Raw genomic sequence first — 22,969 nt, 5'->3', positions numbered from 1 at the left:
AGCTCCCCACCCCGCCCGAGGCACCAGGGCATAGGTTTTGCGCCCGGCCATGCGCGTGCCAGACTTGCGCGCATGTCCAGTCCCTGCCTCATCGTCGCCGACGACCACCCGCTGTTCCGCGCCGCGGTGATCCACGTGCTGCGCGGCAGCCTGCCGCAGGCCGCGGTGGTCGAGGCTTCCAGCGCCACCACGCTGGGCGCCGCGCTGCAGGCCCACCCCGAGGCCGAGCTGGTGCTGCTCGACCTGGCGATGCCGGGCGCGCGCGGCTTCTCGGCGCTGCTGCACGTGCGCGGTGAGCACCCGGACATCCCGGTGGTGGTGATTTCCTCGAACGACCACCCGCGGGTAATCCGGCGCGCGCAACAGTTCGGCGCGGCCGGTTTCATCCCCAAGTCGGCGCCGGCCGAGCAGATCGGCGAGGCGGTGGCGGCGGTACTGGACGGCGGCAACTGGTTCCCGCCGATGGCGGCGGAGCGTTCGGAGGCCGATGCGCAGCTGGCCGCGAAACTGGCGCAGCTGACGCCGCAGCAGTTCCGGGTGCTGTTGTGCCTGGCCGACGGCCTGCTCAACAAGCAAATCGCGCACGAACTGGGATTGGCGGAGAACACGGTGAAAGTGCACGTCACCGCGATCCTGAAGAAGCTGGACTGCTATAGCCGCACGCAGGCGGCGGTCCTGGTGAAGGGATTGGAGCCGGAAGGCGAGGGTGGCGATATTCGTGATTCGTGATTGGTGATTCGCAAAAGCGCAGGAGCGGCTTCAGCCGTGGTCAGGTTTTCCCTGGTAAGGCCCCGATCGCGGCTGAAGCCGCTCCTACGAATCACCAATCACGAATCACGAATCACGAATCACAGCCTTCAAAAGCACCTGGCTCATCAAGGCGCGCAGCGCGGCCGGGCGCACCGGTTTCGACAGGAATCCCCACCCGTTTCCGGCGGCCAGCGCGCGCAGGGCGTCGTCGCGCTCGGCGGTGACCAGGATCACCGGCGGCGTGCTGCCCCAGCGTTCGTGCAGGGCGCCGGCCACCTGCGGGCCCTCGAATGCGCCCATGCGCACGTCCAGCAGCAGCAATTGCGGCGCCTGGCCGGGGGAGGCAAGTTCCAGCGCTTCCTGCGGCCCGCCGGCGAAACCGACCCGGCAACCCCAGCGTTCCAGCAGGGCGCGGGTGGCTTCGCATACGCGCGGGTCGTCGTCCACGCACCAGACGCTGCAACCCTGCAGCGGCGAGTCGCCGTTGGCATCGACCAGCGCCGGCGCGGGCGCCTCGGCCCGCTGCACGGCGGCCGGGTCCCCCAGCGGCACGCTCACGGAGAACACGCTGCCGCGGCCCAGCCGCGAGCGCAGGCCGATGCGGTGGCCGAGCAGGCGGCCGATGCGTTCGACGATCGCCAGCCCGAGCCCGGCGCCGCGGTCGTCGGCGCGCGCATCGTCCAGGCGGCGGAACTCCTCGAAGATCTCGCGCTGCAGGCTGTCCGGGATGCCCGGGCCCTGGTCGTGCACCTCGATCCGCAGGTGGCCGGCCTCGCGGCGGCAGCCGAGCAGCAGGCGGCCGCGCGGGGTGTAGCGGATCGCGTTGGACAGGAAGTTCTGCAGGATGCGGCGCAGCAGGCCCTCGTCGCTGCGCACGACCGCGCGGGTCGGCACGCCTTCCAGCACCAGGCCATGGCTCTCGGCGATGATCCCGAACTCGCGCAGCAGGGCGTCCAGCAGCGGCTGCAGCGCGAAATCGCGCACCCGCGTCTGCAACTGGCCCGATTCCATCCGCGAGATGTCGAGCAGGCTGTTGAGGATCGCGTCCTGGGCGCTGAGCGCGTTCTCGATATGGTCGGCGACCTGGCGGCTGTCGTCGTCGCGCAGGCGCGCGCGCAGCGCGGAGACGAACATCCGCGCGGCGTTGAGCGGTTGCAGCAGGTCGTGCACGGCGGAGGCGACGAAGCGGGTCTTGTAGCGGTTCGCCGCCTCCGCCTCGCGCTTGGCCGCTTCCAGGTCGCGCGTGCGTTCCTCGATGCGGTGCTCGAGCGCATCGGCCAGCGAGCGCAGTTCGCGCGCGGCGTTCTTGTAGCTGGTGATGTCCGCGTAGCTGGTGACGAAGCCGCCGTCCGGCAACGGATTGCCGCGGATCTCCAGCACCGTGCCGTCGTCCTTCTCGCTCTCGCGCATGTGCGGCTTGCCGCTGCGCAGGTGGTTGAGGCGGCGCTGGATCGCCTCCTCGATCGGCCCCGGGCCGAGCAGGCCGCGGCGCGCGTTGTAGCGGAACAGGTCCTCGATCGGCCGGCCCACCTTCACCAGCTCCGGCGGGAAGCGGAACAGGTCGACGTAGCGCGAGTTCCATGCGACCAGGTTGAGGTCGGCGTCGATGATCACCACGCCCTGCGGCAGGTGTTCCAGGCTGCGGCTCAGCCCGGTGTCGGCCTGCTGCGCGGCCTGCACGATGCCGTCCTGCGCCGTGCGCAGCTCGCGCGCGTGCTGTTGCAGCACCACTTCCAGCTCCTGCCGGCTGCGCTGGCGCAGGGCGGCCAGCCGGCGCCGTTGCTGGACGTACAACACCAGCAGCGACAGCGCGAGCCACAGCCCGGCCGCGGTGAGCGCGGCGCCGCGGCCGGCCGCGCTGCTGGCGCGGGTGTCGTGCAGCAGGTGCAGGCGCCAATGGCTTTCCGGCAGCTCCAGGGTCTGCCAGAGGATGCGGCCGGGCAGCTCCGGCTGGTCCACGCGCGCGAGCACGCCGCCGTCGGCGGTCCGTTCCAGCCGCCGGTAGCGCAGCGGCAGCAGCAGCTGGTCCAGGTACTGGCGGGTCTGATCCAGCTCGCGGCGGTCCTGCTCGCTCAGCGGCGCCAGCACCCGGTAGCGCCATTCGTTGCGGCTGGCGAGGAACACCACGCCGTGCGCGTCCGAGGCCAGCACCACGTCCTGCGTCTGCAGCCACTCGCGTTCCAAGGCCGCGAGCGCGATCTTGATCGCCACGATGCCGCGCACCGTCCCGTGCTCGTCCACGATCGCCTGCGACAGGAAGTAGCCGGGCTCGTTGGTGGTCATGCCGATCCCGTAGAAGCTGCCGCTGCCTTGCGCCAGGGCCTGCTGCACGTACGGGCGGAAGCTGTAGTCCCAGCCGACGTTGCTGCGCGGCTCGCGCCAGTTGCTGGCCGCCAGGGCGATGCCGCGGCGGTCGATCAAGGTCAGCGTGGACGACTGGGTGACGGCGTTGGCGCGTTCCAGCTTGAGGTTGAGCCGCTCCACGTCGTCCGCTTCCAGCGGCCGCGATACCGCCTCGCGCAGCTCCGGGTCCATCGCCAGGATCTGCGGCAAGGTGCGGTAGCGATCGATGCGCTGCTGCAAGGCCTGCGCGTACAGGTCGAGCTGCCGGCGCACGGTGGCGCTTTCCTCCTGCAGCGCGCGCCGTTCCACCAGCACGTCGGCGCTGACCGCGGCCAGGACCATGCCGCCGACGACCACCAGCAGGGTCAGCAGCAGGCGTCGGCGTTGGTGGGGGGAGTACATGCGGGGATTATCGGCGACTTCCCTCCCGCGTTGGGGGAGAAGGCGTGCCGCTTGCGAGCTGTCGGCTCGCGTGCGCGTGGCCTGGCGCGAAGCACCGGGCGAGGGCACGGGCGAAGCCGCGCCTCAGGGAAGGAAGACGCGTCGCCACGCGCCAGCCAAGGCGAACCATCGCACAGCGCACCTTTGGATCATTTGCCATATCGGCGCGCGGCGACGCGTTCAGCGATTCGTCGCCGCGGGATCCGGAGGCACGGCTTCGCCCCGTACCCTCAGCCCAGCCCCCGCTTCGCGCCCCGCCCGGCACAGTGCGCCGGGCGCTCCAGGGCACGCGCGCCATGGCGCGCGTGCCGTGCCCTATCGTCCCATGGGGAGAGGGGCTTCAAGCCAGGATCAGAACATCACCTGCGCGCGCAGTTCGACGATGTCCGGCTTGGTCTCGACGCCGGCGCGCTTCACGTCGGCCTTGACGTAGTTGGCCTGGAACTTGAAATGGCTGGTCAGGTACCAGTTGGCGCCCAGCGTCCAGGCGTTCTGGCGGCCGCCCTGGATGCCGGCGTCGTTGAGGTCCAGCGTGCTGTAGCGGGCCAGCAGTTCGACCGCGCCGTAATCGTGCTCGGGCTTGACGTTGGCGACCGCGCCGCCGGCGTACGGCCGCGACTCGCCGGTCACGATCCAGCTGCCGTACACGTAGCCGCCGTTGGCGGTGTAGTCGGGCAGGCCGTTCTCGCGGGTGACCTTCATCTGCAGGGCTTCGCTCTGGACCGAGAACGGGCCGTGGATCCAGATCTGCTCCAGGCCCACGCGCTGGATCTGGTCGACGAAGCGCAGCGTGCCCGAGTCGACCAGGCGCACGTCGGTCAGGCCGGCTTCCGGGCGGGCGCGCACGCGCGCGCTGGGCGGGAAGCTGACGTCCAGGCCGTTGTGGTAGCCGCGCGGGTTCTCGACCGAGGCGGCAATGCCCAGGTGCAGCACGTCGCCCGGGGCCTTGAACGGGGTCCAGACCGCGCGCACCGCCTGGGTGGTGCCCGGGTTGTCGCCCTGCAGGTCCTTGCCGCCGTAGGCGCCGACCTGCAGCAGGTACTGCGGGCGCTCCAGCACCCATTCCACGCCGGTGCGGCGGCCCTCGTAGATCGCCTGCGTCGGCAGGCCCACCTCCATGAAGCTGGTCGCGCGCGAACTGGTCACCGCATCCAGGCCGACCGGGGTCTTCATGTAGCCCAGGCGGACGCGGCCGTAGTCCTTGCCCAGCAGCGCCTTGGTCTCGAAGCGGAAGAACACGTCGAGCCAGGTCTTGGCCTCGAAGTCGAAGTAGACCATCGCGTCGTAGACGCCCTTCTTCTTCAGGGTCGCGCCGAACTCGCGGCGGCGCATGCCGTCGTCGTCCTCCAGGCGGCTGTCCCCGGAGAAATCGTTGTAGTCGTAGGCGAAGTTCAGCGTGCCGGCCAGCTCCGTGCCATCGCTGAAGGTGTACTTGGTCGGCCAGTTCTCGAGGTCCGCGGCGCTGGCGGCGGCGGGGGCAACGGCCAGGCACAGGGCGGTGAAGAGCGTAGTCGGGCGCATGGAAATTCTCGGTATGGGCGGTCGGTTAGGGGCCGTGGGGGCCTGCCGTGGGCGGGCATCCGTCGCCGTCGTGCGGCGGAATGTCCGGGCCCGCCGCTCCGGCAAGGACTGGGAGCCTACGCGACCGCGGCGGGGGATGGCGGCCGGCTAGTACCAATAGGTTATCCGCACCGGCGCGAGGCTCGGATAAAAAGTGCCCCTCAGCCGTGTCCGCCGGACACGGCCGTGTCACAGCCGGAGCCCTCGCCATGCACGTCAGCACTCCCGTCCATACGCCCCCGGCCCACGTGCCCTTCTACCGCCAGCTGTACTTCCAGGTGATCGTCGCGATCGTGCTGGGCGCGGTGCTGGGCCACTTCGAGCCGGCCTTCGCCGAGAAGCTCAAGCCGCTGGGCGACGCGTTCATCAAGCTGGTCAAGATGATCATCGCCCCGGTGATCTTCCTCACCATCGTCACCGGCATCGCCGGCATGACTCACCTGCGGACGGTGGGGCGCGTGTTCGCCAAGGCGATGATCTACTTCCTGTTCTTCTCCACGCTGGCGCTGGTCGTGGGCATGATCGTGGCGCACGTGGTGCAGCCCGGCGCCGGCATGAACATCAATGCGGCCGACCTGGACCAGAGCGCCGTGCACAGCTACGTGGAGAAGTCGCACGAGCTGACCCTGGTCGGCTTCGTGATGGACATCATCCCGAAGACGCTGGTCAGCCCCTTCGTCGGTGACAACATCCTGCAGGTGCTGTTCGTGGCGGTGCTGTTCGGCGTGGCGCTGGCGCTGGTGGGCGAGCGCGGGCGACCGGTGCTGTCGTTCCTGGAGGCGCTGACCGCCCCGGTGTTCCGTTTGGTCCACATCCTGATGAAGGCCGCCCCGATCGGCGCGTTCGGCGCGATCGCCTTCACCATCGGCAAGTACGGCGTGGAGTCGCTGGTCAACCTGGCCTGGCTGGTGGGCTCGTTCTACGTGACCTCGCTGCTGTTCGTGCTGGTGATCCTGGGCGCGGTCTGCCGGATGAGCGGCTTCTCGGTGGTCAAGCTGATCCGCTACCTGAAGGCGGAACTGCTGCTGGTGCTGGGCACGTCCTCGTCCGAGTCGGCGCTGCCGTCGCTGATGGAGAAGATGGAGAAGGCCGGCTGCGGCAAGTCGGTGGTGGGCCTGGTGGTCCCGACCGGCTACTCGTTCAACCTGGACGGCACCAACATCTACATGACCCTGGCCGCGCTGTTCATCGCCCAGGCCACCAACACCGAACTGACCCTGGGGCACCAGATCGCGCTGCTGCTGGTGGCGATGCTCAGCTCCAAGGGCGCGGCCGGCGTGACCGGCGCCGGCTTCATCACCCTGGCCGCCACCCTGGCGGTGGTGCCGGAAGTGCCGGTGGCCGGCATGGCGCTGATCCTGGGCGTGGACCGCTTCATGAGCGAGTGCCGCTCGCTGACCAACTTCATCGGCAATGCCGTGGCCACCGTGGTGGTGTCGCGCTGGGAGGGCGCGCTGGACCGCGACCGCCTGCGCAGCGTGCTCGACGGCGAAGTGCCGCCGCCCGCGCTGGACGCCGAGCCCGTCGTCGCGCGCTGATCCCGTCCGTTCCCACCGAACCCGCGCCATTCCGATGGCGCGGGTTTTTTCTCTGGCGCGAGGCCGCGGGCGCTCGCACGCCGCCCGCAGGGGCCCGGCGGACGGGCACGCGACAGCCGAGCGACAGGTCCATCCGGCGGGGTGGGGGTAGAATCCCCGTTCCCGCGCCCATTCAGCGATCCATCTCCCGATGTCCAACGACGAATTCAAACAGGCCGCCCTCGACTACCACCGCCAGGCGCCCGCCGGCAAGATCAAGGTCACCGCGACCAAGCCGATGCTCACCCAGCGCGACCTGTCGCTGGCGTACTCGCCCGGCGTGGCGTTCGCCTGCCAGGCCATCGTCGAGGACCCGCAGCAGGCCAGCGAACTGACCGCGCGCGGCAACCTGGTGGCGGTGATCTCCAACGGCACCGCGGTGCTGGGCCTGGGCAACATCGGTCCGCTCGCCGGCAAGCCGGTGATGGAGGGCAAGGGCGTGCTGTTCCAGAAGTTCGCCGGCATCGACGTGTTCGACATCGAGATCGACGAGCAGGACCCGGACAAGCTGGTCGACATCATCGCCAGCCTGGAGCCGACCTTCGGCGGCATCAACCTGGAAGACATCAAGGCGCCGGAGTGCTTCATCGTCGAGCGCAAGCTGCGCGAGCGCATGAACATCCCGGTGTTCCACGACGACCAGCACGGCACCGCGATCATCGTCGGCGCGGCCGTGCTCAACGCGATGGAAGTGACAGGCAAGAAGATCGAGGAGGTCAAGCTGGCCACCACCGGCATGGGCGCGGCCGGCATCTCCTGCGTCAACATGCTGGTGGCGCTGGGCCTGAAGCCCGAGAACATCCTCGCCTACGACCGCGACGGCGTGATCCACACCGGCCGTACCGACCTGGACCCGGAAAAGGCCCGCTACGCGCGCGAGACCGACAAGCGCACGCTGGCCGAGATCGTCGAGGGCGCCGACATCTTCCTCGGCCTGTCCGCGGCCGGCATCCTGACGCCCGAGATGGTCGCCACGATGGCGCCCAACCCGGTGATCTTCGCGCTGGCCAATCCGACCCCGGAGATCATGCCGGAAGCGGCCAAGGCCGTGCGCCCGGACGCGATCATCGGCACCGGCCGTTCGGACTACCCGAACCAGGTCAACAACGTCCTGTGCTTCCCCTACCTGTTCCGCGGCGCGCTCGACGTGGGCGCGACCACGATCAACGAGGAGATGAAGATCGCCTGCGTGAAGGCGATCGCCGCGCTGGCCCGGCGCGAGGCCTCCGACCTGGGCACCGCCTACGGCGGCGAGACCCCGAGCTTCGGCCCGGACTATCTTATCCCGCGCCCGCTCGACCCGCGCCTGCTGGTCGAGCTGTCCTCGGCGGTGGCGCAGGCCGCCATGGACTCCGGCGTGGCCTCGCGCCCGATCGCCGACATGGCGGCCTATCGCGACCGCCTCAGCCAGTTCGTCTACCGCACCAGCCTGATGATGAAGCCGGTCTACGACCGCGCCCGCGCCGACAAGCAGCGCGTGGTCTACGCCGAGGGCGAGGAGGAGGTGATCCTGCGCGCGGTGCAGAACGTGCTGGACGAGGACCTGGCGTACCCGATCCTGATCGGCCGCCCCGACGTGATCGAGGCGCGCATCAAGCGCATGGGCCTGCGCATGAAGCCCGGCATCGATTTCGAGATCACCAACATCCACGACGACCCGCGCTTCAACGACTACTGGCAGTACTACCACGCGCTGACCGAGCGCCGCGGCGTCACCGTCAGCGCCGCCAAGGAACTGATGCGCTCGCGCCCGACCCTGATCGCCGCGGTGATGGTCGCGCGCGGCGAGGCCGACGCGATGCTGTCCGGCGTGGTCGGCCGCTTCCACAAGAAGCTCGGCTACGCGCGCAGCGTGATCCCGCTGGAACCGCGCGTCAGCTCGACCTCGGCGATGACCGGCGTGATCAACCAGCAGGGCGCGTTCTTCTTCGTCGACACCCACGTGCACGAGGACCCGAGCGCCGAGCAGATCGCCGAGGCCACGCTGCAGGCGGCCTACCGGCTCAAGCTGTTCGGCATCGAACCGGCGATCGCGCTGCTGTCGCACAGCAACTTCGGCAGCCACGACTCGCGCGACGCGCTGAAGATGCGCCAGGTGCGCGAACTGCTGCTCAAGCGCAACCCCAAGCTCAACATCGATGGCGAGATGCAGGGCGACACCGCCTGGGACGAGGCGCTGCGCAAGCAGATCATGCCCAACAGCACCCTCAAGGGCCGCGCCAACCTGTTCGTGCTGCCGAACCTCGAGGCGGCCAACATCGCCTACAACCTCGTGCGCGTGTTCACCGACGGCGTGGCGATCGGCCCGATCCTGATGGGCATCTCCAAGCCGGTGCACATCCTCACCACCAGCGCCACCTCGCGCCGCGTGATGAACATGACCGCCATCGCCGCGGTGGACGCGCAGATCCGCAAGCAGCTGGAAGGCGAGAAGGTCGGCTGATCCGGATCCCGGCCAGTCCCTTCTTTCCCACGAAGGAGGGGCTGGGTTGCTTGGCGCCTACGTCCTTGCGATTGGGATCGGACCTACCTGAGCCATGATGGCTCGGACAGGAGTGGGTGAAACGCCGAATCGGGCACCGCCGGCATCGAAATCAGGCCGAGCGTGGTCAGCGAGGTCGTTGAGCAGCCTGTACTTCCATCATGCTGAGCACCATCCGCTTGGTTGCGGCCTTGCATGCCCGGAATGCGCTCAACAGGCGGCGTTCGATCGGGTCGTCCACCAGCTCCGCATCCACCGCGAGGTGCTCGAGTTCATGGGCCGCGCTTCCCCGTCCCGTGGCCAGCCATTCGTAGGAAACGCCCGTAACCAACGCGATGTCCAGCAGTCTCGTGCTCGCGGGCGATATGCCGGTCGCGCTTTCCCAATTGGCTACCGCGCTGCGTCCGACCTTGATCTGCTCCGCCAATTGCCTTTGGGTCATGCCGGCCTTTTGCCTGGCGATGCGAATGCGTATGCCTAGATTCCTTGCCATTATCAATACTTCCCCCTGTGAGTCCGAGGATACTCATTCGGAAGCTTGATGCAATGCATCACATGGGAGTAAACGTCTGTTGATGCCATCGATATTGGCATATGTGGTCAGTATCGATGGCTCTCCTCCTTTCTAGCCGGACTATTGCTGCAGGCGGGAGGAAGGGCCAGCAAAGTTGACAGGATAGGAGGCTTGCGAAGACGTGGACATCTTTGTGAAATGACCGCACGACATCAGGGATCGAGATGAGCGTGTCACAAGGATTGTTTCGCAAGGAAGTACTTGGGTCTCGACGTACGAGTTGGCTGGGTGGCATCTCTCTGGCCCAGCCGTTGAAGGCATGGCTGCTGGCGGGAGCGGCGGGTATCGTCGCGACATCGGTTGTACTGTTCCTCTGTTTGGGTACTTATACGCGACGGTCCAGCGTGACCGGGCAACTGGTGCCGTCCAGGGGTTTGGCGACGGTGCTGGCGCCGGCCACCGGCGTGGTGAGCCGAGTGGAAGTACCCGAAGGCGGCAAGGTGAGGGCGGGGCAGGTGCTGGCGCTGGTGACAGTGCCGCGCGCGACGGCGAGCAGCGGCGACACCACGGAGGCGTTGCGCCAGCGTTTGCAGGAACGGCGTGAGGGGCTATCGGCAAACCAGGCAGCCCAGTTGCAGGTGCTTGCCGCGCAGACCTCCGGCTTGCAGGCGCAATTGGCCACGGCCCAGCGCGAGCTGGCGCAGATCGAGAACGAAATCGCCACCCGCCAGCAGCAGATACGCATCGCCAATGAAACCCTGGAACGCCTGCGCCAGCTCGAGGACGCGCGTTATGTCAGCGTCCTGCAGATCAAGCAGCAGGAATCCACGATGCTGGAATACACCACCCAGATGCAGGCCATGCAGAGGCAGGCTACGGCAACCCGGCGCACCATTGCCCAGTTGCAGCAGGCGCTGGGGGAATTGCCGGGGCAGCGCCGATCCTCAGAGGCGGGTTATCGGCGTGAACTGGCGCAGCTGGAACAGGAGCAGGTCGAAACCGAGGCGCGTGGCGCACTGATGGTGACCGCGCCGATCAACGGCATCGTCGCCACGCAGATCATAAAGTCGGGGCAGACGGTGCAAACGGGGCAGGCGCTATTGAGCCTGCTGCCAAGCGATAGCGAACTAGAAGCGGAATTGCTTGTTCCCAGCCGTGCCATTGGCTTTGTCGAACCCGGTGACAAGGTGCAGTTGCGCTATCAGGCTTATCCCTACCAGAAGTTCGGCCATCACGAAGGCCGGGTGACGAGGATCAGCCGCAGCGCCCTGAGTAGCGGCGAACTGGGCGCGCTGATTGGTGACGCGAGCCAAGGCGAGCCGTTCTATCGTGTCACTGTGGTGTTGGCCCGTCAGAACGTGATGGCCTATGGCAAGCCGGAGTTGTTGAAACCAGGAATGTTGCTGGATGCTGATATTTTTGGTGAGAAACGGCGGTTAATCGAATGGATATTGGAGCCTTTGTATTCTATTGGAAGAAAAGCTGGCGATTAATTTTGATGTTTTATGATCATCCGGTGCATTTCTAATCATTAGAAGATTTGGGGTTATCCCAAAGCCCAGACGCAGGGATTTGCGTCAAATTAAGAGGTAAATTTCTATGCGTGAGATTAATTTTGATGAGGGTTGTGCTGTGTCTGGTGGTGAGCTGACTGTCCATGTAGGTACCGACGGTATTTCGGCAGAGGGAACCTTGAGCGATTGGGGGAGTGCAATTAGTGGTGCCTGGAGATGGATGTCTTATAATGCACCCACTTCCGCTCCGTTCGTCATCAGGTTGATGATGCAATAATGGTATAAGGGGAAGGCTTGATGAGCCTTCCCTTTTTTATGAGGCGTAATAATGAGTCGGGGGCATAATGATTTTGAAAGGTTATTTATAGGGGTTTTATTTTCTATAATTTGCAGTGGATTAATAAGTTTGAGTCACAATATCGGAGTCGTGGGCGGGAAGGCGATTTCGGAATTCTCATTATATATTATGATGTTTTTGTTGTTTGGACGAGAGAATGTTGTTTTGCCATGGTCGGTAAGAAGTGTTGTTTTGATCTTTGCTTCTTCCATGGTCATCTTTTTAATATGGCTCATGATGAATTTTCCGTCATATTGTGGTGAGTCGGCGGTAGAATTTTCTCGATTTGAATTGGTATTGGGGCTAATTACTACTTGTTTGACGGCACCTCTTTTTGAGGAGAAAGTCGTCCGACACTTCATGTTGGATGGGCTTATTCCTAGGCTGGGGAATTGGGGTGGGACGCTTATTGTGTCAGTGATTTTTGCATCTGCCCATTGGAATAATTTTTTATGGGCATTTGCTGCTTCATTGGTTTTGTGTGTATTGAAAATTAAATTTTCTATGGATACGGAAAAAAGAGCTGTGGTGCATGGCTTGGTTAATTTTGGAATTGTTTTTTTATCAATAAGATGTTCTATGGGTGGGGGTAGGAGCGGATTCATGTAGCGCGGCAAACACTGGTGTAGATTGAAATTTATGAGAATAAATAATGGGGGATTGTCATATTGGGTGCTAGTGCCTGTTTACTATTGGCATCCAGCGGATCAATTATGGGGGCGCTGATTTTCATGTCTATTGCTGCGGTGACCGGTGTGATTATCGTCTTTAAGCAGCGCAGACTGCGGCATGAATCATGACCATAGATGCTGCGGTTCTGGTAGTGCCGGCTATCGTCAGTGTTACGCGGTAGTATTTTTGTCGTTTACAGTGTGACTTCAAGTGTTCTCGCTGCTGCTCTTGGGAGTGATGGTGCTTGCTAGTTACTTGGAATACTTGGTGAGAAAATGATTATTCAGTCGGAGGCTGCAGAATGTGGTCTTGCTAGTTTGGCGATGGTGGCTAAGTCGCACGGGATGTGTATTGGTCTACAGGAGATACGTCGCCGCTTCCCGCTTTCACTGAAGGGCGCCAAACTCAGCCACCTCATTCACATCGCCCAGCAACTCGGCTTCTCCACCCGCCCGCTGCGGCTGGACATGGAGCACCTGGGCCAGCTCAAACTGCCCTGCATCCTGCACTGGGACCTCAACCACTTCGTGGTGCTGGCCAAGGTCGGCAAATCGAAGGCCACGATCCTCGATCCGGCCATCGGCGAGCGGAAGCTTTCGCTGGACGAGGTATCCAAGCACTTCACCGGCGTGGCGCTGGAACTGACGCCCACTGCCGAGTTCAAGCCGCAGAAGACGGCCCCCTCGATTTCCGCACGCCAGCTCACCGGCCCGATCCGTGGCCTGTGGAGCGCGCTGGCGCAGATCCTGCTGCTGTCGTTTGCGCTGCAGGTCTTCGTCGTTCTCGCCCCGTTCTACATGCAGTGGGTGGTGGACCAGGTACTGGTCTCGGCCGACCGCGACCTGCTGGTCGTGCTCGGGCTGGGCTTCGGGTTGGCGCTGCTGCTGCAAGTGGGCATCGGCCTGTTGCGTGGTTGGTCGGTGGTCTACCTGTCCTCGAAGCTCGGGCTGCAGTGGATGGGCAACGTGTTCGCGCACCTGCTCAAGCTGCCACTGGATTTCTTCGAGAAGCGCCACCTCGGCGATGTGACCTCGCGCATGGCCTCGGTGCAGGCGATCCAGAAGACCCTGACCACCAGCTTCGTCGAGGCCATCATCGACGGCTTGATGGCGGTGGTCACGTTGGCGCTGATGCTGGTCTACAGTTGGAAGCTGGCTCTGGTGACGCTATTAGCGGTGGTGCTGTACCTGGGCATCCGCGCGATCGCCTATCGGCCAGTGCGCGATCGTACCGAGCAGCAGTTGGTGGCGGCGGCGAAGCAACAGACCCATCTGCTGGAATCGCTGCGTGGCATGCAGAGCCTGAAGGTGGCCGGCGAGGAGTCGCTGCGTCGCTCGACCTACGACAACCTGCTGAACGACACGGTCAACCAGGACGTGAAGCTGGCGCGGATGTCGCTGGGTTTCTCCAGCGCCAGCCAGCTGGTATTCGGCATCGAACGCATCGCAGTGATCTGGATCGGCGCGCGGCTGGCGTTGGACAACGTGTTCTCCGTCGGTATGCTGGTCGCCTACCTGGCATACAAGGACCAGTTCGCTACGCGCATCAGCGGGCTGATCGACAAGTGGATCGAGTTTCGCATGCTGCGCCTGCACGGAGAGCGGCTGGCCGATATCGTGCTGACCCCTCCGGAAGACGACCACGGGATGCCTGAAGCGCTGCCCCCCGCAGAACCGCGCATTGAGGTCGACGGACTGTCGTTCCGCTACGCGGAGGGCGAGCCATGGGTGCTGAAGGATTGCAGCTTCGCCATCACACCGGGCGAGTCGGTGGCGATCATCGGCGCATCCGGCTGCGGCAAGACGACGCTGGTCAAGTTGTTGCTGGGCCTGCTCAAGCCGACCGAGGGCACAATCCGCATCGGCGGACACGACCTCCACAAGCTCGGCCCCCGCAACGTGCGCGCGATCGTCGGGGCGGTGATGCAGGACGACCAGCTCTTCGCCGGCAGCATCGCTGACAACATCAGCTTCTTCGACCCTGACTTCGATCTGGAGCGGATCGAGGCGGCGGCGCGGCTGGCGGCGGTACACGAGGACATCGCCGCGATGCCGATGGGCTACCACGGGCTGATCGGCGACATGGGCAGTTCGTTGTCGGGAGGGCAGAAGCAGCGGGTGATCCTGGCGCGCGCACTGTACCGGCAGCCGAAACTGCTGTTCCTCGACGAAGCGACCAGCCATCTGGACGTGATGCGCGAGCGCCTGGTCAACGAGGCCGTGCGCCGGTTGCAGTTGACCAAGGTGATCGTGGCGCACCGTCCGGAGACCATTGCCAGCGCTGATCGGGTATTGGTGATGGAGCAGGGCCGGGTTGCCCAGGAATTTCGACCGCAACAGCCTAAGGAAGCGGCGCAGGAGCCGGAAGCGGCCACGGCCTAGCCCGGCTCCTGCATACGGCCATGGCAGCGATCGGGAGGAACGCTCCTGCTCCGGCACCTCATCCGGCAAGGCCCGGCACTGCTAGAATTACCCGACCCCGATCCCCGCAGTACATACCGCCATGAGCCAGACCGCCACCGCGCCCGCCAATGCCGAGAAGCGCTACACCGTGCATCGCAGCGACCTGCCGCTGAGCTGCCCGACCCCGGAAATGGCGCTGTGGAACTCGCATCCGCGCGTGTACCTGCCGATCGAGGACGAGCCGAACCGCGAGGCCAAGTGCCCGTATTGCGGCGCCGTGTTCACCCTCGCGGACTGAATCCCGCCCGATGCACCGCCTGACCGTGGTGCAGTTGCTGCCGGCCCTGCAGTCCGGCGGCGTCGAGCGTTCGACCCTGGAAATCGCCGCGGCGCTGGCCCGCGCCGGGCATCGCGCCGTGGTGGTCTCCGCCGGCGGCCGGCTGGTGCCGGCCTTGCTGGCGGCCGGCGCGGAGCACGTCGCCCTCGACATCGGCCGCAAGTCGCTGCTGACCTTGCGCCACGTCGCCACGCTGCGCCGGCTGTTCGCCGAGCTGGGGGCCGACATCGTGCACGCGCGCTCGCGCCTGCCGGCCTGGCTCGGCTGGCATGCGCTGCGGGGAATGCCGGCGGCGCGGCGGCCGCGCTTCGTCACCACCGTGCACGGGCTGAATTCGCCCGGCCGCTACAGTGCGGTGATGACCTACGGCGAGCGGGTGATCTGCGTATCGCAGACCGTGCACGACTATGTGCTGCGGCATTACCCGCGCACCGATCCCGGCACGTTGCGCACGATTCCGCGCGGCATCGACATCGCGCAGTTCCCGCGCCGGCCGCAGCCCGACCCGCGCGCCCGCGCCTGGGTGCGCGAGCAGGTGCCGGCGCTGGCGGCCGATGAGCGGCTGTTGCTGTTGCCCGGCCGCGGTACCCGGCTGAAGGGGCACGCCGATGGCCTGCGCCTGCTGGCGACGCTGCGGGCGCAAGGCATGCCGGTGCGCCTGTGGCTGCCGGGTGCGGTCGAACCGGGCCGGGAGGCCTATCTGCGCGAGCTGCAGGCCGAGGCCGGGCGGCTCGGGGTGGCTTCGGCGGCCACGTTCAGCGAGCCGACCGCCCGCATCGCCGAGGCCTACGCCGGCAGCGACCTGGTATTGCAGCTCTCGCGCAAGCCCGAGGCGTTCGGGCGAACCGTGCTCGAGGCGCTTGCGGTCGGACGCCCGGTGCTGGGATGGGCGCATGGCGGCGTCGGCGAGCTGCTGGAAGGGCTGCAGCCGGAGGGCGGCGTGGCGCCGTTCGACGAAGCGGCGCTGGCGGCGCGGGCGGCCGCGCTGTTGCGGCAGCCGCCGCGCCCGCCGCAGCATATCCCCTATACGCTGCAGGCCATGCAATCGGCCACCTTGAAGGTCTATGACGAACTCCGCCGTTGAACCCGGTGCCGTCGGCGCGCCGACGCGCGAGCCGGGGCACTGGACGCCGGCCTGGATCATCGCGTTCGTGGCCTTGTGGCCGCTGCCCGGCATCGCCGAATCGGTGCTGTCGCTGGGAGCGCTGTTCGCGGCGGTAAGGCTGTTGCAGACGCGCTTCCGGGGCGGTACCCGGTTGCTGAGCGGGGCGGCGTGGGCGCTGACCTCGGTGCTGTTCTTCGCCTACTGGCTGCCCGAGCTGCTGTCGGCGTTCGATGCGGTCGACGTCGGCCTGGCGCTGCGCAAGACCGCCACCGACCTGCGCTACCTGCCTTTCATGTGGTTGTGCGCCATCGCAGTGGCCACGTCGCGCCGCCGCCGGGTCACCTTCGGCGGACTGGCGGCGATCGGCATGGTCTGGACGATCGATGCCCTGGCCCAGGCCGCGCTCGGCAGCAGTCCGCTGTTCTGGTCGCTGGACCAACTGAAGCAGATGGTCAGTGGCCATGGTTTCTGCACGCCGGAGGAAATCGCCGTCGCCGACCGGCTCAGCGGCGTGCTCGGACCGTGCAACCTGAAGTTCGGGCAGACCCTCGCCAGCCTGTCGCCGTTCCTGCTGTTCGCGGCGGGCGGGCGTTCGCGCGCGGCGTGGCTGCTGGCCGCCGCCGCGGTGGCCGCGGTGCTGGTGCTGGCCGGTTCGCGCGCTTCGTGGATCACCTTCGCGGTGATCGGGGTGCTCTCGGGCTGGAAGCTGCTCGGGCCGCGCCGGTTGCTGGCGGTGGCGATGGCGGGCGTGGCGCTCGCGGCAGTGCTGGTCTACGTGTCGCCGCAGGCGCGCGAGCGCGTCCATCGCACCACGTTGGCTTTCACCGGCGAAGGGACGGGCGTGAACGAGGCGCTTTCCGGGCGCAGCGACATCTGGAGCGCGGCGTGGTGCATGGTGCGCGAGCACCCGCTCAACGGCATCGGCGCGCGCGGTTTCCGCGAGGCCTATCCGGCCTGCGATCCGCACCCCGGGCAGGCGCCGGCGTGGGGCGAAGGCCCGGCCTTCCATGCCCACCAGATCGTGCTGGAAATCCTCGCCGAAACCGGCGTGGTCGGCCTGCTGCTGTGGCTGGCCGGTGCGGCGCAGGCCTGGCGCGCATGGCGGTACTCGTCGCCGGAAGCGCGCGATGCGGCGCGTCCGGCGATGGTGGCGCTGGTCGCGACGGTGTTCCCGTTCAATACGCACCTGGCGTTCTATTCCAGCTTCTGGGGCGGACTCGCGCTGATGCTGGCCGGCCTGTATGCCGGTGCGCTGCTCAATGCCGGCGACGGGAAATAGATGGCGCTCGATGGATGGCGCTTCGCCGTCCCCCGTGCGGTCTCAATCGTAGAAGGAGCTGCGGCCGCCCGGTTGGCGCTTGAAGCGGCGATGGATCCACAGGTACTGGTCCGGCGCCTGCCGCACCATGTCCTCGATCACCTCGTTCACGCGCGCGGTGTCGGCGACCACGTCGTCGGTCGGGAAATCCTGCAGCGGCGCGCCGATCTTCAGCCGGTAGCCTCCGCCTTCGCGCCGGTGGTAGTACGGCACCACCGCGCATCCGGTAAGCCGTGCGAACTGGTGGGTCGCGGTGATCGTGGCCGCCGGATGGCCGAAGAACGGCACGAACACGGTGTCCTTGCCGCGCATGTCCTGGTCGGGCGCGTACCACAGGAATCCGCCGCGCTTGAGGTGGCGCACCGTCGCGCGGATGTCGCCGTTGCCGAACATGTGCGTGGCGTAGCGCAGGCGGCCGCGCTTGACCGCCCATTCGGTCACCGGGTTCTTGTACGGGCGGTACATGCCGGCCAGCGGGACGTAGTCGCACAGCAGCCGCCCGCACATCTCCAGCGTCATGAAGTGGCCGGACACCAGCAGCACGCCGCGGCCTTCCTCCTGCAACCTGCGCAGGTGTTCCAGCCCCTCGACCTGCACCTGCGGGCGGATCGCGTCGATGCTGCCCCACCAGGCGCGCGCGAACTCGAGGATGCCGACGCCGAACGCATCGAAGCTGTCGCGCAGCAGGCGCTGGCGCCAGGCCGGGTCCTGGTCGGGAAAGCACAACTCGAGGTTCGCCTGCGCTGCCCTGCGCCGGCTGCCCATCAAGCGATAGGCGATCCAGCCCACGCCGCGCCCGATCGCCCGCTGCAGCGTCCACGGCAGGCGGGCCGCGGCAGCGGCAAGGGCCAGCCCAAGGAACGTGGGCCAGTGGGCCGGCTTGAGCAGGGAGGGGCGGATGGCGACATCGGGCGCTTCGGACATGCGGGAATTCTACTGGACCCGGGGCTCGGGACCGGGACTAGGGCTAGGGCTAGGGGAAGCCTGCCCGGGATCGAGCGCCGTTGCAGCCGGGCTTCAGCCCCGACCCGGTCTTGCCGGGAGCCGGGGCTCGGATCTGAGGACTCGGGACTCGGAAGCACGACAAGCCAGCTTCGGGTCGGGTGTTGTTGTGGGAGGGACTTCAGTCCCGACAAGGGCTTTACCGGCCCTCCCTCGGGAAAGTCCCTCCTAACAAAAAAGCTGCAAGAAAGCACCGGATCGCCTGGCAGCCGAACCCAGGCAAAGATGCCCTGCCCCGAGTCCCGAGCCCCGCCATCCCGTATCCTTCGCGGATGCGGAAAGACCCCATCGAATGGCTGTTGCGCACGCTGTACTCGGCGCTGCTCTACCTGTTGCTGCCGATCACGGTGTACCACCTGGTGTGGCGCGGATTCCGGGTTCGCGAGTACTTCAACCGCTGGAACGAGCGCTATGCCTCGTATGCGCGCTCGTGCGGGCAACCGCGGGTATGGCTGCACGCGGTATCGGTGGGCGAGGTCAATGCCGCCGCGCCGCTGGTCAACGCGCTGCGTGCGCAGCGCCCGGACATCCGCTGGGTCATCACCACGATCACGCCGACCGGTTCGGAGCGCGTGCGCGCGCTGTGGGGCGAGGCGATCGACCACGTCTACCTGCCCTACGACGTGCCGGGCAGCGTCGGGCGATTCCTGGAGCACTTCCGGCCCAGCCTGGCGCTGATCCTCGAGACCGAGTTGTGGCCGAACATGCTGTTCGGCTGCCGCGACCGCGGCATCCCGGTCTACGTCCTCAACGCGCGCCTGTCGGCGCGCTCGCTGCGCGGCTACCGGCTGTTGGCGCCGTTGATCGCCCGCGCGCTGCGCACGGTGACCTGCGTGGCGGCGCAGTCCGCGGACGATGCGGCGCGCTTCGTCGCGCTCGGCGCGCGACCGGAACAGGTGGTCGCGCTCGGCAACCTCAAGTTCGACATCGGCGTGCCGGAGCATCTCGACGCGTTCGTCGCGCAGTTCCGGCAGCACGTGCCGGCGGCGCGCCCGGTCTGGATCGCCGCCAGCACCCACGATGGCGAAGAGGCGGCCACCCTCGATATCCATGCGAAGCTGCAACGGCGTTTCCCCGACCTGCTGCTGCTGTGGGCACCGCGCCATCCCGAGCGGTTCCCCAAGGTCGAGGCGCTGGCGCGGGAACGCGGCTGGCGCGTGGCCACCCGCAAGGCCCAGCAGTGGCCGGACGCGCAGAGCCAGGTGTTCGTGATCGACACGCTGGGCGAGTTGATGGCGTTCTATGCCTGCGCGCAGGCGGCCTTCGTCGGTGGCAGCCTGCAACCGATCGGCGGGCACAACCTGCTGGAGCCGGCCGCGGTCGGCACGCCCTCGGTGACCGGCCCGCACCTGCACAATTTCTCGGAGATCTCGCGCCGCATGCGCGAGGCGGGCGCGGTCGCGATCTGCAACGATGCCGAGGCCGTCGCCGACGCCTTGGAAACGCTGCTGGCCGACGCCGGGGCGCGCAAGGTGATGGCCGAGGCCGGGCTTGCGCTGGTGGCCAACGGCCGCGGCGCGGTGCAGCGGACGCTGGCGCAGATCGCACCGCACTTGCCGCCGGTCGCGACCCTGCCCGGCAAGACGGCCTGCTGAAAAAAAGAGCGGGCCGAAGCCCGCTCTTGTGTCGTTGGCAATCTGCCTTCGCTCAGCGCGAGGCTATCGGCGATTGCAGCCGCGCCTCGGCATCGGCGGTCAGCAGGCGGTTGATGTCCTGCAGGTCGGCGATGTCGAGCTTGCCGGTGGCCTGCGCCAGCAACAGGCGGTTCTGCAGGAAGTTGTACTTGGCCTGCGCGTAGTTGAGCTGGGCCGTGAACAGCGTCCTCTGGTTCTGCACCACGTCGAGCACGGTGCGAGTACCGACTTCCAGGCCGACTTGCGAGGCATCGTACGCTGCCTGCGCGGACACCACCGCGAGGCGGCGCGCCTCGATCTCGGAAATGCCCTGCACGACCGTCTGGTAGTAGTTGCGCACGTTGCGATCCAGCGCGCGCTTCTGCTGCTCGTAGGTATCCTGCTGGATGTCGCGCTGGGCGATCGCCTGGCGCACCGCCGACTGGGTGGCGCCGCCGGAGAAGATCGGCACGCTCAGGGTGACACCGATGGTGTTGGTGTCGTTGCGCGGACCGCCGATGCCGCCCGGGTCCTGGCTGGCGAGCTCGCCCGAAATGTCGCCCCAGGTGGTGCTGCGGCCCAGGCTGCCGGTCAGGTTCAAGGTCGGCAGGTGGCCAGCGCGCGCGGCGGACACGCTGGATTCGGCGGCGCTGACCTGCAATTGCTGGGCCTTGAGCGCCGGGTTCTCTTCGATCGCGCTGGCGACCAGGTTGTCGATGTTGCCGTAGTTGGCCGGCAGTTCGGGGCGGAAATCGTCCGGCAGGCCACGCAGGCCGCGGGCCGGCTGGCCGGTGATCTCGGTCAACGCCTGGTAGTAGTCGGCCAGGGTGTTGCGCGCGGTGATCACGTCGGCGCGTGCCTGGTCGTAGTCGGCGCGGGCCTCGTGCACGTCGGTGATCGGCGCCAGGCCGACCTGCAGGCGCTTGTCGGCGTAGTCGAACTGCTTCTTGGCGGCCGCTTCGTTGGACTCGGCCGCGGCCAGCGACTCGATCGCCACCAGCACGTTGAAGTAGGCGGCCGAGGTGCGCACGATCAGGTCGTCGTTGGCCGATTCCAGGGTGAAGTCGGCGGCCTTGCTGACGTCGCGCTGCGCGCGCAGGTTGGAGAACTGCGCCCAGTTGAACAGCGTCTGCGTGCCATCGACAGAGTAGCGGCGGGTCTTGGAGATGCTGCGGCCGGTCAGGCCTTCGGCTTCGGTGCGGGTGCGGCTCAGCGAAGCGGTACCGTCGAGCTGCGGCAGCAGTGCGGCGCGTGCCTGGACCTGGCCTTCCTTGTTGTACAGGCGGGTCGATTCGGCCGACGCCAGCGTCGGGTCGCCGTTGCGGGCCATTTCGTAAGCCTGCAGCAGATCGGTAGCCTGCGCGGCCATCGGTAACAGGGCGGCGGCCAGCGCCAGAACGAGGGATCGGCGAATCATCGGGGGCTTCCTTGGGATCAGAATTTGAACTGGGGCGCAGGTGCCGCGCCCTTCAGGTACGCGAGGTCGGTTTCGAACAACGATTCCACGCGCGGGGCGTTGACCTCGCCACGCACGAGCACCGCTTCCATCACCGGGTCACGGCCGCGCACCACGAACAGGCGGCCGTTCGGGCGCAGCCAGGAAAGCAACTGCAGCGGCAGCGCATCGACCGCGCCGGTCAGGCAGATCGCGTCGAACTTGCGCTCGGTCTGCCAGGCGAACACGTCGGCGGCCTCGATGCGGACATTGCTGCCCAATCCGGTGGCATCCAGGCGGGCACGGGCACCGGCGGCCAGCGCGGGATCGATCTCGAGGCTGACCACCTCGCGCGCCAGCGCGGCCAGGCAGGCCGTGGCGAAACCGCTGCCGGTGCCGACTTCCAATACGTCCTCGCCCGGCTGCAGGTCGAGGGCCTGCAGCATGCGCCCCTCGACCACCGGCTTCATCATCTTCTGGCCGCCCGGCAGCGGGATCTCCAGGTCGGCATAGGCCAGCGCCTTGTAGGCGTCCGGCACGAAGGCCTCGCGCGGCAACCGCGCCAGCACGTCCAGCACGCGCAGGTCCAGCACGTCCCAGGGACGGATCTGCTGTTCGACCATCTTTTCGCGGGCCTGGGTGTAATCGATCGTCATGGTGCGGTCATCCAAACGCAGTGGGGCGGGCATTTTACCGGGTGCCGCGAGCCGTTGGCGTGGCTAGCATCGCCGTGGGCGGCACCCCGGCGCAGTGCCGGAAGTCATCGCGACCACCGGCGCCATCGGGGGAGGAGCGGGAAGGCACACCCTAGCGCGGAGCATAGGCGCGCAGGAAGAAGTCGACGCTGGCGGCGAGGTGGTGTTGCACCTCCTCGGGGCTCGGCGGCGGCCGCACCCCGCACATCATGGTGATGTGAAGGTCGCCCTTGAGCAATTGGAAGAACTGGGAGGCGGCCAAATTCAGGTCGTCGATCGCCAGTTCGCCCGCGCGCACCCGGGCGGCGAGGAAATCGGCCATCGCCTGCTGGGTGCGGTGCGGGCCGGCTTCCCAGAACATGCGGCGGATATGGTCGTCGCCGGTGCCGGGGCTGAGCATCATGCGGTGGGTGGCGATCGCCGCATCGGTGCTGATCATCGCGAAGAACGCCGAACCGATCTCCAGCAGTTGCTCGCGCAGGGAACCCTGCAGTTCGTGCTGGAACAGGTCGTCCGGCATCATCTGCTGGCATTGCGCGCGGATCGCTTCGCCGAACAAGGTGTCCTTGTCGCCGAAATGGCTGTAGACGGTGAGCTTGGACACGCCGGCCAGCGCGGCGATGCCATCCATGCTGACGCCGGCATAGCCCTGTTCGAAGAACAGCGTGCGCGCGGCGTTCAAGATCGCGGCGCGTTTGCCGAGGTCCTTGGGCCGGCCGGGGCCGGTGCTGCGGATGCGTGCCTTCGAGGGAGTCGTGGTCGCCATGGCGCCAATACTAGACCATGCGGTTCTATATTTATACTGAACCGATTGGTTCATTATTTAGACGTGCAGCGGGGCGGCACGGCTCGATGATGGGACGCCGCCGATC

General features: G+C 66.8%; 17 protein-coding genes. 10 read left to right on the top strand and 7 right to left on the bottom strand.

The genetic code is table 11. The features are described 5' to 3' along the window. Nucleotides 1-72 precede the first annotated feature (72 nt). Nucleotides 73-729: a LuxR C-terminal-related transcriptional regulator gene (locus FD678_RS04400; protein ID WP_140719652.1), complete on the top strand. Its 657-nt coding sequence runs from the start codon at nucleotides 73-75 to the stop codon at nucleotides 727-729. 105 nt (nucleotides 730-834) lie between these two features. Here FD678_RS04400 and FD678_RS04395 read toward each other — a convergent pair whose 3' ends face one another. Then, on the bottom strand, nucleotides 835-3,495 hold the full coding sequence (locus tag FD678_RS04395) for a hybrid sensor histidine kinase/response regulator (RefSeq protein WP_140719650.1): 2,661 nt from the start codon (nucleotides 3,493-3,495) through the stop codon (nucleotides 835-837). Between the two features lie 390 nt (nucleotides 3,496-3,885). Then, the gene (locus FD678_RS04390) at nucleotides 3,886-5,055 is read right to left on the bottom strand and encodes an OprO/OprP family phosphate-selective porin (RefSeq protein WP_140719648.1); all 1,170 of its coding nucleotides are present in this window, start codon (nucleotides 5,053-5,055) and stop codon (nucleotides 3,886-3,888) included. A 248-nt stretch (nucleotides 5,056-5,303) separates the two neighbouring features. On the opposite strand from FD678_RS04390, the gene FD678_RS04385 reads away from it, so the two are divergent. Both FD678_RS04385 and FD678_RS04380 read left to right on the top strand, forming a co-directional pair. Beyond that, nucleotides 5,304-6,632 (top strand): dicarboxylate/amino acid:cation symporter, encoded by a 1,329-nt coding sequence (locus FD678_RS04385; RefSeq protein ID WP_140719646.1) that lies wholly within the window; start codon nucleotides 5,304-5,306, stop codon nucleotides 6,630-6,632. A 190-nt stretch (nucleotides 6,633-6,822) separates the two neighbouring features. Continuing rightward, complete coding sequence (locus tag FD678_RS04380) at nucleotides 6,823-9,114, top strand: NADP-dependent malic enzyme (RefSeq protein WP_140719644.1); 2,292 nt, start codon at nucleotides 6,823-6,825, stop codon at nucleotides 9,112-9,114. A 166-nt stretch (nucleotides 9,115-9,280) separates the two neighbouring features. Here the strand turns inward: FD678_RS04380 and FD678_RS04375 are convergent, their stop codons facing one another. Then, nucleotides 9,281-9,646, bottom strand: a complete 366-nt coding sequence (locus FD678_RS04375) for a helix-turn-helix transcriptional regulator (protein ID WP_140719642.1) — start codon at nucleotides 9,644-9,646, stop codon at nucleotides 9,281-9,283. 245 nt (nucleotides 9,647-9,891) lie between these two features. Between FD678_RS04375 and FD678_RS04370 the strand changes: the two genes are divergently transcribed. The 6 genes from FD678_RS04370 (at nucleotide 9,892) to FD678_RS04345 (ending at nucleotide 17,313) form a co-directional block, all read left to right on the top strand. Beyond that, a complete protein-coding gene (locus tag FD678_RS04370; protein WP_140719640.1) occupies nucleotides 9,892-11,160 on the top strand; it encodes an HlyD family secretion protein in 1,269 nt (422 codons plus the stop codon). Nucleotides 11,161-11,509: 349 nt separating this feature from the next. Next, the gene (locus FD678_RS20810; RefSeq protein ID WP_140719638.1) at nucleotides 11,510-12,127 is read left to right on the top strand and encodes a CPBP family intramembrane glutamic endopeptidase; all 618 of its coding nucleotides are present in this window, start codon (nucleotides 11,510-11,512) and stop codon (nucleotides 12,125-12,127) included. Nucleotides 12,128-12,465: 338 nt separating this feature from the next. Continuing rightward, the gene (locus FD678_RS04360) at nucleotides 12,466-14,571 is read left to right on the top strand and encodes a peptidase domain-containing ABC transporter (RefSeq protein WP_140719636.1); all 2,106 of its coding nucleotides are present in this window, start codon (nucleotides 12,466-12,468) and stop codon (nucleotides 14,569-14,571) included. Nucleotides 14,572-14,692: 121 nt separating this feature from the next. After that, nucleotides 14,693-14,890, top strand: coding sequence for a zinc-finger domain-containing protein (locus FD678_RS04355; protein WP_140719634.1), 198 nt, complete (start codon nucleotides 14,693-14,695; stop codon nucleotides 14,888-14,890). A gap of 10 nt (nucleotides 14,891-14,900) precedes the next feature. Next, complete coding sequence (locus tag FD678_RS04350; RefSeq protein ID WP_140719632.1) at nucleotides 14,901-16,013, top strand: glycosyltransferase; 1,113 nt, start codon at nucleotides 14,901-14,903, stop codon at nucleotides 16,011-16,013. Next, nucleotides 15,994-17,313 (top strand): O-antigen ligase family protein, encoded by a 1,320-nt coding sequence (locus FD678_RS04345; protein ID WP_140719630.1) that lies wholly within the window; start codon nucleotides 15,994-15,996, stop codon nucleotides 17,311-17,313. The genes FD678_RS04350 and FD678_RS04345 overlap by 20 nt, the downstream gene beginning before the upstream one ends. A 42-nt stretch (nucleotides 17,314-17,355) precedes the next feature. On the opposite strand, the gene FD678_RS04340 is transcribed toward FD678_RS04345, so the two are convergent. Then, nucleotides 17,356-18,276, bottom strand: a complete 921-nt coding sequence (locus FD678_RS04340; protein ID WP_140719628.1) for an LpxL/LpxP family Kdo(2)-lipid IV(A) lauroyl/palmitoleoyl acyltransferase — start codon at nucleotides 18,274-18,276, stop codon at nucleotides 17,356-17,358. Between the two features lie 350 nt (nucleotides 18,277-18,626). Between FD678_RS04340 and waaA the strand changes: the two genes are divergently transcribed. After that, complete coding sequence (gene waaA, locus FD678_RS04335) at nucleotides 18,627-19,949, top strand: lipid IV(A) 3-deoxy-D-manno-octulosonic acid transferase (RefSeq protein ID WP_140719626.1); 1,323 nt, start codon at nucleotides 18,627-18,629, stop codon at nucleotides 19,947-19,949. 52 nt (nucleotides 19,950-20,001) lie between these two features. On the opposite strand, the gene FD678_RS04330 is transcribed toward waaA, so the two are convergent. The 3 genes from FD678_RS04330 to FD678_RS04320 form a co-directional block, all read right to left on the bottom strand. Further along, nucleotides 20,002-21,384, bottom strand: coding sequence for a TolC family outer membrane protein (locus tag FD678_RS04330; protein ID WP_140719624.1), 1,383 nt, complete (start codon nucleotides 21,382-21,384; stop codon nucleotides 20,002-20,004). Nucleotides 21,385-21,401: 17 nt separating this feature from the next. Next, a complete protein-coding gene (locus FD678_RS04325) occupies nucleotides 21,402-22,058 on the bottom strand; it encodes a protein-L-isoaspartate O-methyltransferase family protein (RefSeq protein WP_140719622.1) in 657 nt (218 codons plus the stop codon). Between the two features lie 151 nt (nucleotides 22,059-22,209). After that, entirely contained in the window at nucleotides 22,210-22,863 is a 654-nt protein-coding gene (locus tag FD678_RS04320) for a TetR/AcrR family transcriptional regulator (RefSeq protein ID WP_140719620.1), read from the bottom strand. Nucleotides 22,864-22,969 lie beyond the last annotated feature (106 nt).

The organism is Pseudomonas sp. Hp2, from assembly GCF_006386585.1.
Classification (GTDB): domain Bacteria; phylum Pseudomonadota; class Gammaproteobacteria; order Xanthomonadales; family Xanthomonadaceae; genus Pseudomonas_S; species Pseudomonas_S boreopolis.
Note: the sequence above shows the minus strand (reverse complement) of the source record. Positions and strands in the feature narration are given on the sequence as shown.